Source organism: Streptomyces sp. NPDC007872 (assembly GCF_042868165.1).
Taxonomy (GTDB): domain Bacteria; phylum Actinomycetota; class Actinomycetes; order Streptomycetales; family Streptomycetaceae; genus Streptomyces.
On record NZ_JBIAEA010000017.1, the window covers coordinates 1 to 15,399 of the forward strand.

At 76.8% G+C, this 15,399-nt stretch carries 2 protein-coding genes and 1 pseudogene; all 3 read left to right on the plus strand.

The window, feature by feature from the left end; genetic code table 11:
• Nucleotides 1-198 (plus strand): annotated as a pseudogene (locus ACFYNX_RS33355) (hypothetical protein); the annotation flags it as partial.
• Entirely contained in the window at nucleotides 195-9,839 is a 9,645-nt protein-coding gene (locus ACFYNX_RS33360) for an SDR family NAD(P)-dependent oxidoreductase (protein ID WP_388667271.1), read from the plus strand. The pseudogene ACFYNX_RS33355 and the gene ACFYNX_RS33360, both read left to right, overlap by 4 nt.
• A 26-nt stretch (nucleotides 9,840-9,865) precedes the next feature.
• The coding region (locus ACFYNX_RS33365) for a beta-ketoacyl synthase N-terminal-like domain-containing protein (protein WP_388667274.1) at nucleotides 9,866-15,399 on the plus strand (5,534 nt) is incomplete at its 3' end.

Below are 15,399 nucleotides of genomic sequence, written 5' to 3' on the forward strand. Positions count from 1 at the left end.
AATGCGGCATCGGGTTCGGGGGCGGTGGACTGGGCTGGTGTGCATGCCGGCAAGGGGCATCGGACGACGTCCCTGCCCACCTACCCCTTCAACCGACAGGACCTCGTGGCACCCCCGGCCCGCCGCGAACGCGCGGCGAGCCCCCTGGGCCACCCGCTGTTCGACCGTCACTACGAGCACCGGAGCGAGGGACAGTGACGAATCCGGCCGAGACGTACGAGAAGACGTTCACGGGCCAGGAGCCCTTCATCGCCCAGCACCGCTCCGAGGGGACCGGGCTGCTGCCCGCCGCCGTGCAACTGGAGATGGCGCTCGTGGGCGTCGCGCGGCGCCGACCGTTCGCTCCCCTGGAGCTGACCGGCGTGTCGTTCCTCCGCCCCCTCGCGATCGCCGACCGGGCCACGGCGCCGGTCCGCCTCGACGTGACCCCCGGCACCGACCGGACCCGCTTCGAGCTGACCACCGTCGTGGCCGGCAACCGCAAGCACCTGTCGACCGGCGCCGGACGGTTCCTCCCGGCGGACGCACGGCCTCCGCGCGCCGACGCGGACCACGGGACCGCCGCCGCGCGGGACATCGCCCCCGAGCGGCTCTACACCGGATGGGAGCGCGAGGGACTTCAGTACGGCCCCGACTTCCGCACCGTCCGCGCGCTGTCCGCCGGCGACGGCGGCACGGCCCGCGCCACCCTGCGGTCCGACGCCGAGCCGGTGCCCTGGTACGCCCACCCGCTGCTGGTGGACGGCGTCTTCCAGGTCGTCAGTTGCGCCCTCCAGGACCTGACGGGCCCGGACGGCCCCTTCCCCATGCTGCCGATCGGCGTGGACCGGCTCGCCCTCTTCGCCGAACTGTCGGCGCTGACGGGCGGGGTCACCGTCCACGTCCGCCGCACCGGCGACGACGGTGCCTACGCCACCGCCGACGCGCTGCTGCTGGGCCCCGCGGGCGACGTCCTCGCCGAGTTCCGGGGCGTACGGATGCGGCGCACGACCACCGTGACCCGCACGCCCGCCGTGCCCCGTACACCCGCCGTGACTCACGCACCCGCCGGGGCGACCGGCGCGCCGGCCGCCGCCCCGGTCCGGCGGGAGCCGCTGCCCGTCTCCCGCATCGACTGGCGTCCCGAGGAGGGCGACGCCGCCCGCCGCGAGGCGGCGACCGGCACCTGGGTGGTCCTCCACCACGGTCCGGCCGACCGGCTCGGCACCGGCGCCGCCGAGGCGCTGCGCGCCGGCGGCGCCCGCGTCGTGGAGGTCGCCGCGGGCCCGGCCGCCCCGCCGGACGGCGCCCCCGGCCCCGACCGGCTGACGCTGGAGCGGCTCGACCCGGACGCCTTCCGGGCACTCTGGGAGCGCGTCGGGGACCCCGTCGCGGGCGTGGTCCACCTGTGGAACGCCCACGGCCCGACCGACGGCGGCCGCGGTGAGGAGGAGGAGCTGGGCCTCGGCCTGTACGCCTGCCTCGCCGCCCTGCGGACCCTCGGCGAGCGGCAGCGCAAGTCCCGCTTCCTCGTCGTCACCCGCGACGGCCAGCCCGTCGCCGACGGAGACCGGCCGGTCCCCGCCCGCGCCGCCCTCTGGGGCCTGATGCGCACCGCCGCCATCGAGTACCCGGGCCTGCGCCCGCGCCTCGTCGACCTCGGCGGCGACCCCGGCACGCTGCTCCCCGCCCTCGTGGCGGAACTCGGCGACGCCCGCGGGCCCGTCGAGACCGGCTACCGCGACGGCGTCCGGCACGTGCCCGTCCGCGTGCGCGACCGTTCGGCGTACACCCTGCCGCGCCCCGCCGGGCAGGGCCCCGTCCGGCCCGGCGGACGCTACCTCGTCCTCGGCGGCCACGGCGGCCTGGGCCTGGAGGTGGCCGAGCGGTTCGCCCGCGAGGGTGCCGGAGTCGTCGCGCTGGTCTCCCGCTCCGGCGGGAACCCGGGCTCCGACGAGCGGGCCGCCGCCCTCGCCGCCCACGGCTGCCTGGCCGTCTCGTACAGCGCGGACATCACCGCCCCCGGCGCCCTGACGGCCCTGGTGGAGCGGATGCGGCGGGAGCACGGCGAGGTGCACGGCGTCGTCCACGCCGCGGGCACCCTCAAGGACGGTCTGATCCGCAGCGCCACCGCCGAGGACGTCGCGGCCGTGATGCGGCCCAAGGCCGACGGGGTGCGCGAGCTGGCCGCCGCCGTGGCCGGGGCGGACCTGGACTTCGCGGTGCTGTTCGCCTCCGTCTCCGGCACCTTCGGCAACCTCGGACAGGGCGGCTACGCCGCCGCCAACACCTACCTCGACGGCTACGCCCACGCGCACGGCGCTCCGTGGCTCAGCGTCGACTGGGGCCTGTGGGGCGAGGTCGGCATGGGCACCGCTGTCGCGGACCGGCTCCGGGCGCGCGGCGTCCGGCCGTTGACCACGGCGGAGGGCCTGGACGCCCTCATCGCCGTCCTGGGGACGGAGCGGTCCGCCCGGCAGCTCGTCATCGCCCACCCGGACGCCGGCACCGAGATCGTCGAGCCGGACGACCCGGAGGCCCGCGCCGACTCCGCCGCCTCCGCCGACGCCGCCTCTGAACAGACGGGAAACGCCGACGGCTCCGGTGAGGCCGCCGGGGACGCCGTGGGGCGCGTCGCCGACGCACTGGCGGCGTTCCTCGCGGAACGGCTGGGGGTCGCGTCACTCGACCGCGAGGCACCCCTGTCGGAATACGGCATGAGCTCGATCATGAGCGTCGAGCTGTCCGAGGAGCTGTCCCGCCGGTGGGGCGTCGGCCTCCCGGCCACGCTCTTCCTGGAGTACGGCGCCTTCGGCGAACTCGCGGAGGCGCTGGTCGAACGCTACGGCGCGGCGGCGGCCCTGCCGGAGCCGTCCGGAGACGAGAACACCGGGGCGGCCGCCGGGGCCGCCGGCACGGAGGCCGCCACGGAGGCCGCCCGACCCGCCGAACCCGCCGTCCCCGAGGACGCGACAGGTCCCGTGGCCGGTCCCGCCGCCGCGACCGCCCCCGTCCCCGCGACCGCGACCGTCCCCGCCGCCCCGCCGCGCTCCCGGCGCCCGGCGCCCGGCGGGCGCGACCCGGACGTCGCCGTCGTCGCCGTCTCCGGTGACCTCCCCGGCGCGCCCGGAGGCGTGGCGGAGCTGTGGCCGCTCCTGCGCGCGGGAGGCCACGCCTTCACCGACGTACCCGCCGAACGCTGGGACGTCGAAGCCCACTTCGAGCAGCGCGGACCCCGCATGACGGGCACGTACTGCCGCAAGGGCGCCTTCCTCTCCGGCACCGACCGGTTCGACCCGGCCTTCTTCGGCATCTCCGTGCGCGAGGCCGAGGAGATGGACGTCCAGCAGAAGCTGCTGCTCGAGCACGCCTGGGCGGTACGGGACGACGCCGGCCTCGCCGGCCGCCGTGACATCGGCGTCTTCGTCGGCGCCACCTACACCCACCACCGCGACGCACAAGGTCTGGAGACCGTGGGCCCGCACACCGCGCTCGGCTCCATGAACGCGGTGCTCGCCAACCGGATCTCGTACGCCCTCGACCTCACCGGCCCCTCGCAGACCGTCGACACCCTCTGCTCGTCCTCGCTCGTCGCGCTCCAGCAGGCGGTCGCCGCGCTCCGCGCCGGTCATTGCGGCGCCGCGATCGTGGCGGCCTGCCAGGTCGGTCTGACGCCGTGGTACTACCGCAGCCTCAGCCAGCTCGGCGCCCTGTCGGAGGGCCTGCCGAAGCCCTTCGACGAGCACGCGGACGGCTTCCTGCCCGGCGAGGGGGCCCTCGCCGTCCTGCTCAAGCCGCTCGCGGACGCGGAGCGCGACGGCGACCTGATCTGGGGCGTCGTCCGGGGCACGGCCGTCAACCACGGCGGGCGCGGCAGCGCCCTGCCCGTGCCCCGCAGCGAGGCCCAGGCCGCCGTCGTCCGCGCGGCGCTGGACGACGCCGGGCTCGCCCCGGCCGACATCTCCCTCGTCGAGACCCACGGCACCGCGACCCGGCTCGGCGACCCCATCGAGATCGCCGCCCTCACCGAAGTGTTCGGCGACGACCCCGAGCGCGAAGGACCGTGCCACCTCGGCGCCGTCAAGGGCAACATCGGGCACCTGGAGCCCGCCGCCGGGCTCGCCGGACTCGTCAAGGCCCTGCTGTGCCTGCGGCACGGGGAGATCCCCCCGGTCGCCGGGTTCGAGAAGCCCAGCAGCCACCTCGACCTGTCCTCCGGGCCGTTCGAGATCCCGACCGAGTCCCGCCCGTGGACCTCGGACGGGCCGCGGCGCTTCGGCGTCAGCTCCTTCGGCATGGGCGGCACCAACGCCCACGTCGTCGTCGAGGAGTACGTCGCGGGCGACCGCGCCGGCGAGACCGGCGGCGGACCGGCCGCCGAGGCCGCCCGCGCGGACGGCGCCCCCGGCGAGCACCTGCTCGTCCTCTCCGGCCACACCACGGAGGCCCTGCTGCGGCGCGTCGCGGACACGCGGGCGCTGCTCCGCGGGGAGACCGCCTCCGGTCTGCCGGAACTGTGCTGCTCCAGCGCCGTCGGACGCGACCACCGGACGTACCGGATCGCCGTGCTCGGCGGCACCGTCGAGGAGATCGGCGCCGGACTGGACCACGCCCTGCGGCTCGCCGACCGGGCCCCCGGCACCGTCGTGCGCGGCTCCGCCGTGGTGGAGACCGCGACCGCCGGGCTCGGCGTCCACGCCCTCCGCCACGCCGGGGGCAAGACCGTCGACTGGGCGTCGGTGTACCCGGCCCCGGCGGTCCGCCGCCGGCCGCTGCCGCCGTACCCGTTCGGCGCGGCACCCGCGGCCGCCCCCGTCGCCCCTGTCACCTCCTCGGACGCGTCGGCCGGCTCGGCCGCTGCCCGGGACGAGGTGGCGGCCCGGGGCGAGGACGTGGCCGAGGCCGTGCGCGGGCTCTCTCGCGCGCACCGCCTGTTCGGCGAGCAGACCGTGCCCGGCGCCGTGCCCCTCGCCCTCGGGCTGCGGGCGGCCGGCGAACTGCGCGCCGTCGCCTTCACCGGCCGGGGGAGCGGCCCCCACGCGCTCACCACCGACCTGGACGAGCCGGGCCGCACCGGTCCGGCAGCCTTCCGGCACGCCGGCCGTACCATCGCCCGGCTCACCACCGGCGCCGCCCAGGCCGGGCCCGCGCCCGCCGCGCGGGACCTGGACGCCCTGCGCGCGGAGCTGGACCGCGACCTGGCGCCCGCGGGCCTCTACGCCTGGTTCGCCGCCAAGGGCATGGAACTGACGGCCCCGCTGCGGTCGATCGCCGAGATCCACTACGGCCCCCGCCGGGTCCTGGCCCGCGTCGACGTCCCGGCCGGCGGCCCCCTGGCGGCCGAGGTGGCGGCGCTCGACGCCGCCCTCCAGGCCATGGCCGTGCTCACGCTCGCCGACCCCGAGGCGCCGACCGGCACCTTCCTGCCGGTCTCCGTCGACCGGGCGACACGCTGGGGCGACCCCGCGCGCACCGCGTTCGTGCTGCTGGACGGCGCCGAACCGGGCGCCGACGGCACCCGGCGCGGCGACGCCGCCCTGCTGGCGGCCGACGGCCGCGTCCTGGTCCGCCTCGACGGCATCGAGTACCGGACGGTGACCGGGAGCACGACAGCGACGGGGAATCCGACGGGCGCCGAGAACACGACGGGCACCGGGAGCACGCACGGGACGGGCACCGTCACCGCGGCCGGTTCCCCCGCCGGTTCCCCCGCCGGTTCCCCCGCCGGTCCCGCCGCCGCGTCCGGTCCCGCGCCCCGCTCGGCACGGCTCGCGGCGGCCGAGGCGGCCGTCGTCGAGGTGGTGCGGGCGGCCCTGCACGACCCCCGGATCACCGCGACCACGTCGCTGTCCGCCGTCGGCATCGACTCCCTGCTCGCGACGGCCGTCGCCGCCGACCTGGACGAGCGGTACGGCGTGCCGCTCAGCCCGACGGACGTCCTGGACGCCGCCGACTGCCGCACCCTCGCCGTCCACGTCGCCGAACTGGCCCAGGAGGACGCCTTCGTACGGCCCGGGGCGGCACCCGCCGCCGAAGCGGCGCCGCGGACCACCGGCGAGCCCGCCGAGCCGGTCACCGGCCGGGCCGCCCACGGGACCGCCGCCGTTCAGGCCGCCTCCGCCCGGACCGCCGACCCGGCCGCGCTCTACGGCGCGGACCCCGGCGAGGCCGTCTCCGCCGACGACGTCGCCGTGATCGGGCTGGCCGTGGCCCTGCCCGGCGCCACGGACCCGCAGGGCCTGTGGGACGTCCTCGCCGGATCCGTCGACCGGGTCGGCCCCGCGCCGGCGCACCGCTGGGGCCGGTACGCCGACGGGCAGGAGCCGGACACCGGCGGATTCCTCGAAGGCGTCGAGGAGTTCGACGCCCGGTTCTTCGACTTCTTCCCCAAGCAGGCCGAGGCGCTCGACCCGCAGGCCCGCTGGCTGCTCCGCACCACCTGGGAGGCACTGGAGTCGGCCGGCCTGCCGCCGCACGGACTGTCGCCCGCCACGGGCGTGTTCGTCGGGGCCAGCTACCAGCACTACAAGGACTACAACCTCTCCCCGGAGCTGGACGCCCCCGCGGGGCTGGGCAACCACAACGCCTTCCTGGCGAACCGGGTGAGTTTCTTCCTGGATCTGCACGGGCCGAGCATGACGATCGACACGTTGTGTTCGTCGTCGCTGGTGGCGTTGCACACGGCGGTGCGGAGCATCCGTGCCGGGGAGTGCGAGCAGGCCGTCGTCGCCGGCGTCCGGGTCGCCGTCTCCCCGCTGCACTACGTCACCATGCGGAACCTGCGCGCCCTGTCACCCTCCGGCCGCTCGCGGCCGTTCGATTCGGGTGCGGACGGGTTCGTGCCGGGTGAGGGTGTGGTGACGGTGGTGTTGAAGCCGTTGCGGGCGGCGTTGCGTGACGGTGACCGGGTGCGGGGTGTCGTGAAGGGCACGGCGGTGAACCACGGTGGCCGTACGAGTGGGTTGACCGTTCCCAGCAGTGCGGCGCAGCAGTCGGTGATCTCGGCGGCGCTTGCGGATGCGGGGGTGTCGGTGGAGTCGATCGGTCTGGTGGAGGCGCACGGGACGGGGACGGGTCTGGGTGATCCGATCGAGGTGGAGGGTCTGACGCGTGCGTGGCGTGCGGTGACGGACCGTTCGCAGTTCTGTGCGATCGGTTCGCTGAAGGGCAATGTCGGGCACCTGGAGCCGGCGGCGGGTCTGGCGGGTCTGGTGAAGGTGCTGTTGTCGATGGAGCGGGGTGTGGTGCCGCCGTCGTTGCACGTGGTGCGGCCCAATGACCACATCCGTTTCGAGGACACGCCGTTCTTCCTGGCGGACCGGGTCATGGAGTGGCCGCGTCGGGGGGACGGTCCGCGTCGTGGTGCGGTGAGTGCGTTCGGGATGGGCGGGGTCAACGCCCACGTCATCCTGGAGGAGCCGCCTGCCACCCCGGCCCGGGACGTACCCGCCCCGGAGTCGCTCGTGGTGCGCGTCACCGGTGCGGACGAGACGGCCGTACGGACGCTGGCCGCCGCGTACGCCGCCCGCTTCGAGACGGCGCGCGACGCCGCCGAGACCGCCGACCTGTGCCACACGGCCAACACCGGCCGCTCCCCGCTGGAGTTCCAGACCGCCGTGCACGGACGCTCGGCGGCGGACCTCGCGGCGGCGCTCCGCTCCGTCGCGGACGGGACCCTGCCCGTCGCCCGTGTCGACATCGACCTCACCGCCGGCGCGGCGGCGGCGCTCGGCGGGACGACCGCCGACCCCGGCCACCCGGCCGGCGCGGCGGAGCTGGCCAGGGCCGGATACGCGCACGTCGACTGGGCCGGGCTGTCCCCCGCGGGAGCCCGCGTCACGGACCTGCCCACCTACCCGTTCGCCGGGACCCCGTTCTGGCGCGGCCCCGACACGACCGGCCCCGACACGACCGGCCCCGACGCGACCGACCACGCCGGGACCCCGGCGCGGGACGGGCGGCCGGGCACACCGGCCGTACGGGTCCGGTGGCACCCCCGCGCGCTGACCCCGGCAGCCTCCGCCGGACCGGCGACGGTGAGCCTGGCCGTCGCCGACCCCGCCCTCGGGCAGGCCCTGACCGGACTGCTGCGCGACCGGGGCGTGACCGTCGTCGCACCCGGCGCGCCCGCCGACGCCGCCCTCGTGGTCGGCGCCCGGGACACCCACCCCGCAGATCCCGCCGAACTCGGCGCCTCCTGGTCCGAGTTGGGCGACCTGATGAGGACGCTGCCGCAACGGGCCGGGGTGCTCTGGGCCTCGTTCGGCGGAGCGGACCTCCCCTCCGCCGCCCGGACCGGTCACGGCACGCACGGCGGCGGCACCGGTCCGGACCCGGTCCGGGCCGCGACCGCCATGGCCGTCCGGGCCGCGGGCGCCGAAGGGGGCCGGCCCACCGCCGTCGTCCACCTGGACCCCGCCGACCCGGCCGCCTCCCAGGCCGCCGACCTCGTCGCCGAGCTCGCCGAGCTCGCCGCACCGGCGTCCGGCGCCCCGGAGGCCGGCGCCGCCGACCCGGCCGACCCGGCCGACGCGGGGACCACCGTCGCCGCCTACCGGCAGGGCGTCCGGTACGTCCCGGAGACCGTGCCCGCCCGGCCCGGCCGTCCGTACTCCCTCCCGGCCGAGGGCTACTGCCTGGTCACCGGGGGGCTCGGAGCCGTCGGGCTGCGGCTGACCGAACGCCTCGTCGCGCGGGGCGCCCGGCGCGTCGCCGTCGTCGGCCGGTCGGACCTGGACGCCACCCGCGCGCAGGCGCTGCGGGAGCTGGCGACCGGCGGGGCCGAGGTCGAGTACCTGCCCTGCGACGTCTCCGACCCGGCGGCCCTCGCCGCCGTCGCGGACCGGCTCGCCCGGCGGTGGGGCCGACTGGTCGGCGTCGTGCACGCCTCCGGCCGGGTCAACCCCTTCGGGGCGATGCACCGCCGCCCCTGGAGCGACGCCGAAGAGGTGCTCGCGCCCAAGGTGGCCGGCTCGCTGCACGTCGTCCGCCTGGCCAAGGAGCGGCGCGCCGACTTCGCCGTCCTCGTCTCCTCGATCGCCGGCACCCAGGCGTCGGCGGGTCGCGGCCTGGTCGACTACAGCCTCGCCAACGCCTTCCAACTGGCTCTCGCCGAACGGGAGGACGACGAGGTCACCGCGGTCACCGCGCACGCCTGGCCGAACTGGACGGACATCGGGATGAGGGCCGACGACGCCTTCTCCGCCGCGCACTCGGTCGGTGCCGGGGAAGCGCTCGACGCCTTCTCCGACCACCTGCGGTCGGGCGGCGCCGTCGTCTTCCCCGGCACCGCGCCCGCGCCGGAGGAGACGGGGACCGCGGCCACCGCCGCACCCGCCCCCACCGCTCCGGCCGTCCCGGCGGCACCGGCCGCCCCGGTCTCCCCTCCCGCGAGTTCGGCGGCGGCGGGCGACCGAGGGACCACCACCGCCATGCGCGCCCGCGTCCGGGACGCCTTCCTCCACGTGCTGGGGGAGGACCCCGGCGACCGGCCCCTCCAGAGGCTCGGCCTGGACTCCCTGATGATCGCGGAACTGACCACCGCCCTCGAACGGGGCGGCGGCCTCACCGTCGACCCGTCCCTCCTGATGCGGGCCCGTACGGCCGACGACATCGCGGCCGAACTCGCCGTGTCCGCCGCCCCGTCCGTATCCGCAGCCCCGCTCGTATCCGCAGCCCCGCTCGTACCCGAAGCCCCGCTCGTACCCGCCGCCCCGGCCGTACCCACCGACCCTCCGGCGCCCACGGCCGCGGCGCACACCCCTTCGCCCGACCACGACGGGGCCGCCGGCTCCGCCCTGAGCGCCCTGCTGCGCCCCCTGCTCGACCGCGACGGCGGACGCGGGGTGGTCCAGGCGTGACCGGCGAGCAGAACGAAAGGACAACCGTGAGCGAGTTCGACACCCGCATCGCCGTCATCGGCCTCGCGGTGAGGCTCCCCGGCGCCGAGGACGTCACCGACCTGACGGCCATGCTGGGCGGCGACGGCGTCGAGGTCGGCGAGGTCCCGCCGAGCCGATGGGCCCGCCACCTGTACCTGGGCGAGGCACCGCACCGCGGCACCCACCACCGGGGCGCCTTCCTGGTCGACCCGTTCTCCTTCGACCACGAGGCCTTCGGCATGACCGCCGAGGACGCCGTCCTCCTCGACCCGCAGCAGCGGGTCATGCTGGAGGTCGGCGCCCGGGCCCTGGAGGACTCCGGCTACCTCGGCGCGCGCCGCAGGCTCGACGCGGGCGTGTTCGTCGGCGCCCGGATGAACGCCTACGGCTTCGACCGGGGCCGCGGCACGGTCGCGCCCGGCCTCCCGGACCCGGCGGCACCCGCCCCGGCCGGAGCCGCCGGGCCCGGCCCGGCCGCCCTGTGGGGCCGGTCGCAGAACTTCATGGCGGCCTGGCTGTCCGACCGCTTCGACCTCGCGGGCCCCGGCCTCGTCGTCGACACGGCCTGCTCCTCGTCGCTCTCGGCGGTCTGGCTCGCCTGCCAGAGCCTCGCGTCCGGAAGCTGCGAACTGGCCCTCGTCGGCGCGGTCGACCTGCTGATCGACCCGCTGACCTTCGTCCTCCTCTCCCGGACCGGGGCGCTCTCCCCGGACGGGCTCTGCCACACCTTCGACAGCCGTGCCAACGGCTACGTCCCCGGCGAGGGGGCCGCCGCCCTGGTCCTGAAGCCGATGGCGGCGGCGCTGCGCGACGGGGACCTGGTCCTCGGCGCGATCAGCGGGGCCGCTGTCAACAACGACGGCCGCACCATGGGCGTCACCACGCCCAACCTGGAAGCCCAGCGGGAACTGCTCGACAAGGTGTACCGGACCGTCGACCCGGCGACCGTGCAGTACGTCGAGGCGCACGGCACCGGAACCGCCATCGGCGACCCCATCGAGGTGCGGGCCCTCACCGAGGTGTTCGGGCGCCACGGCGTCCCGCGCAACTCGGTCGCGCTCGGCTCGGTGAAGCGCCGGATCGGCCACCTCCATTCGGCCTCCGGGCTCGCCGGCCTCGCGAAGATCATCGTGTCGCTGCGGGAAGGCACCGTCCCCGCGGTGGCCGTCGAGTCCCCGAACCCCCGCCTCAACCTGGCCGACAGCCCCTTCCACCTGCCCGGGACCCCCCGGCCCTGGCCCGACGTGCCGGTCCGCCGGGCCGCCGTGAGCGGCTTCGGCTTCGGCGGCACCAACGCGCACGTCGTGGCCGAGGCGGTCCCCGCCCCGGCCCGCCGGACCGGGACGGCTCCGGCCGGGGCCCGGCGGCCGCTCCACGTCCTGACGCTCTCCGCCGACACCGCCTACGGGCTGCGCGAACTGTGCGCCCAGTGGGTGGAGTTCCTGCCGCCCCTCCAGGACCGGCCCGAGGAACTGGCGGACGTGTGCGCCACCGCCCGGCTCGCCCGGCCGCACCGCGCCGTGCGGCTGGCCGTCGTCGGCGAGGACGCGCGGGAACTGGCGGCCGCCCTGCGCGCCAGGCTCCTCGCCCCGGGAGCGCCCGGCGTCCCCGGAACCCCCGGAACCCCCGGAACCCCCGGTACCCCCGAGGCCGTCGGCACGGGCGTCGGCACGTCCCGCACCGCCGTCTCCGTACGTCCCGAGGCCGCCGCCGCGCCGCCCGCGTGGCTCACCGTCCTCGACCGCTCCACCCCCGCCGTGCACGAGGTCGTGCGCCTCTTCGAGACGGCCACCGGCACCCCGCTCGCCGCGTTCTCCGGCGAACTGCTGCGCGTCCTCTCCGGAGTCGCCCTCGCCATCGCGCTGCGCGACCTGGGGCTGCCCGGCGCCGCCGTCGACCTCCCGCCCGGTTGGGAGGCGGTCGCCGACTTCGTACGGGGCACCCTGCCGCTGGAGCGGGCGCTCGGCGAGGTCCTGCGGCACGACGACGACCCGTCCCGCGGCCCCGGGCACCCGGACACCACCGGTCCCGACGTCGGCGCGCGCCTGGCCGGGGCGCACGACGAGCGGACGGCCGCGACCGTACTGGCGGCCCTCACCGCCGAACTGTTCGAGGCCGGGAGCGACATCGACTGGACAGCGTTCCAGAAGACCACCGGCGCCGCCTGGAGCAAGCGCCTGCTGCCGGCCGCCCAGCCGCGCGGACGCGCCCTGAACCTCGCCGAGCCGCTCCGGTCCGCCGAACCCGGCTCGCCCGCCGAGCCGGTGACCGACGACGGACCCGCCGGATACGCGTACGCCCGGGTGTTCGGGCCGGGCGAGGCGCCCCTCGCCCAGCACTCCGTGTACCGCACGCTGATGCTCCCGGGCGTCGCCTGGTTCGACTTCCTGCGCGAGGGCGCCGCCCTGCGCGGCGACCCGTTCCACGGCGCGCTGGACGTCCTCTTCCACCGCCCCCTCATCCCCACCGGGGCCCGCCGCGTGCTCGGCCGGGTCGACGGGGACGGGCGGTTCCGGGTGGAGGACGGCGAGACCGGCGACGTCTACGTCACCGGCCGCCTCGCCACCCGTGCCGAGCCGGCGCCCCGCCTCCCGGTCGCCGCCCTGCTGGCCGACTGCGCGGACTCCGCCGTCCACGCGGGCTCCGGCGTGTACCGGTGGCTGCGGCGGATCGGCTACCACCACGGGCGCTACTACCGGAACATCTCCTGGGTGGCCGGCCTGCCGGACGGCGGCACCCTCGCCCGGATCGAGGGCCCCCGCCAGCGGGAGCTGAACCCGCCCGGCGTCCGGCTCTTCCCGGGCCTCCTGGACAGCGTGACCGTGGCGGCCATCGACCCGGCCAACCCGGTCTTCGGCGCCGCCGACGCCTCCGCGTTCATCCCGCTGTCGGTCGGCCGGCTCGACGTCCTCGGCCCGCTGGACGACGCCGCGTACGTCCGTACCGAGATCGCCTTCTGGAACGACGAGGCGTGCCGGGTCACCCAGACCGTCACCGACGAGTCGGGCACGCCGCTGCTGGTCTTCGGCGACATGTCCTCCAAGCGCGTCCCGGCCGCGGCGTTCCGCGAGGACACCGCGACCGGCGGCGCCGCGACCGCGACCGGCGGGGCCGCGACCGCGACCGCTCGGGCCGCGGCTCCGGCCGCCGCCCCGAATCCGGCCGCCGTACGGGCGGTTCCGGCCGCACCGGCCGCCGAGCCGGTACCCGTACCCGTACCCGCTGCCGTTCCACCGCTCCCGGCCGAGCCCGCCCCTGCGGCCGAGCCCGTCCCCGTGGCCGGACCGGACCCCGTCACCGCGCCCGCCGCGCCGGTGGCTCCGGCCGCCCCGGTCGGTTCGCCCTCCGCGCGGGCGCTGGCCTGGTTCCTGGCGCTGACGGGAACGTCCGAGGAGCACGCCGACACCGAGTTCCTCTCCGCCGGCTTCGACTCGGTCGGCCTGGTGGGGCTGAGCGAGCGGATCTCCCGGGAGCACGACCTGTCGCTCTACCCGACGGTCTTCTTCGAGTACCCGACGCCCCGCCAGTTCGCCGACTTCCTGACGGAGGAGGCACCGGAACTCGTCGACCGCCTCCCGAGCCCGGCGGCCCCGGCGGTCACGGAGCCCGCTCCGGCCCCGCAGGCCCCGGCTCCCCCGGTCGCCGAGGCCGCTCCCGTGGGGGAGACGGCCCACGAGACCCCGGCACCCCCGGTGGTCCCGTCGGCACCGCCCCGGTCCCCCCGGCCGCCCGCCCCGGCGGCGGTCGCCACGGCCGTCCCCGGGCCCCGCGCGGCCGACGAGGCCGCGGCCGCCCCCGCGACCCGGCCGCGCGACGTCGCGGTCGTGGGCGCCGCGGTCAGGCTGCCCACGGCCGGTACGCCGGCCGCCTTCGCCGACCTGCTCGTCGAGGGCCGCGACACCGTGGGCCCGCTGCCCGAGAGCCGTCGGGGCGACGTCTCCGGGCCCCTCCCGCACGCCTCCTTCCTCGACCGGGTGGACATGTTCGACCCGGCCCCCTTCCGGATGTCCGCCCGCGAGGCGCCGCTGATCGACCCGCAGGCCCGCATCGTCTACGAGACGATCTGGGAGGCCCTGGAGGACGGCGGACGCGGCGGGGCCCGCGCCGGCGAGGACCGCACCGGGCTGTGGATCGCGTACAGCCACGACCACTACCACGAGGAACGTTTCCGCCACGGCGTGACCGAGGGACGCGGCCTGGGCCTGGAGGCGATGATCGCCAACCGGCTCTCGTACCTGATGGACTGGCGCGGTCCCAGCACGGTCGTCAACACGCTCTGCTCGTCGTCGCTGGTCGCCCTGCACTCCGCGCTCCAGCACCTGCGCTCCGGCGACATCGACACGGCGGTCATCGGCGCCGTGCACGCCGGCATCAGCCCGGAGTACTTCCGGTCGATGGGCGACATGAGGGCACTCTCCCCGCGTCACCGCAGCCGCGCCTTCGACAGCACCGCCGACGGCTTCGTCCCCGGTGAGGGCGCCGTGGCCGTGGTGCTGCGGCGCTGCGACGACGCACTGCGCGACGGCGACCGGATCCGGGGCGTCGTCAAGGGCGCGGCCGTGAACCACGGCGGCCGTACCACCCGCTACTCGGCGCCCAGTCCGCGCGCCCAGGCGGAGGTCGTCTCCGCCGCCCTGGCGGACGCGGGGGTGTCGGTGGAGTCGATCGGTCTGGTGGAGGCCCACGGGACGGGGACGAGTCTGGGTGATCCGATCGAGGTCGAAGGTCTGACGCGCGCGTGGCGTGCGGCGACGGACCGTTCGCAGTTCTGCGCGCTCGGCTCGCTCAAGAGCAACGTCGGGCACCTGGAGCCCGCCGCCGGCCTCGCGGGAGTCGTCAAGGTGCTGTTGTCGATGGAGCGGGGTGTGGTCCCGCCGTCGTTGCACGTGGTGCGGCCCAACGACCACATCCGTTTCGAGGACACGCCGTTCTTCCTGGCGGACCGGGTCATGGAGTGGCCGCGTCCTGAGGGTGGTCCGCGTCGTGGTGCGGTGAGTGCGTTCGGGATGGGCGGGGTCAACGCCCACGTGATCCTGGAGGAGCCGCCTGCCGTCCCGGTGCGGGAGGTGGTGGCGCAGGAGTCGTACCTCGTCCGGGTGGACGCGGCCGACGAGACCACCGTCCGGGCCCTGGCCGGGTCCTATGCGGACGCCCTGGCCGCCGTGGGCGAGGACCGCGTGGGCGACTTCGCGTTCACGGCGAACACCGGCCGGGCGGAGGGCAGGTTCGGCACGGTCGTCTCGGGAGGTGACGCGGGGGAGCTCGCGGTGGCGCTGCGGGACGTCGCCTCGGGCACTTCCGCGGTCACCCGCAAGGGGGGCCGGAGCTCCGCCCCGGTCGCGTTCATGTTCACCGGCCAGGGCTCGCAGTACAGGGGCATGGGCCAGGGGCTCTACCGCACGGAACCGGCCTTCCGGGCGGCGCTCGACGAGTGCGCCGACCTACTCGCCGGCCACCTCGAAGTACCGCTGCTGGACCTGCTGTTCACCGATGCCTCCGGCGTCCTCGGCCGTACCCGTTTTGCTCAGGTGGGGATTGT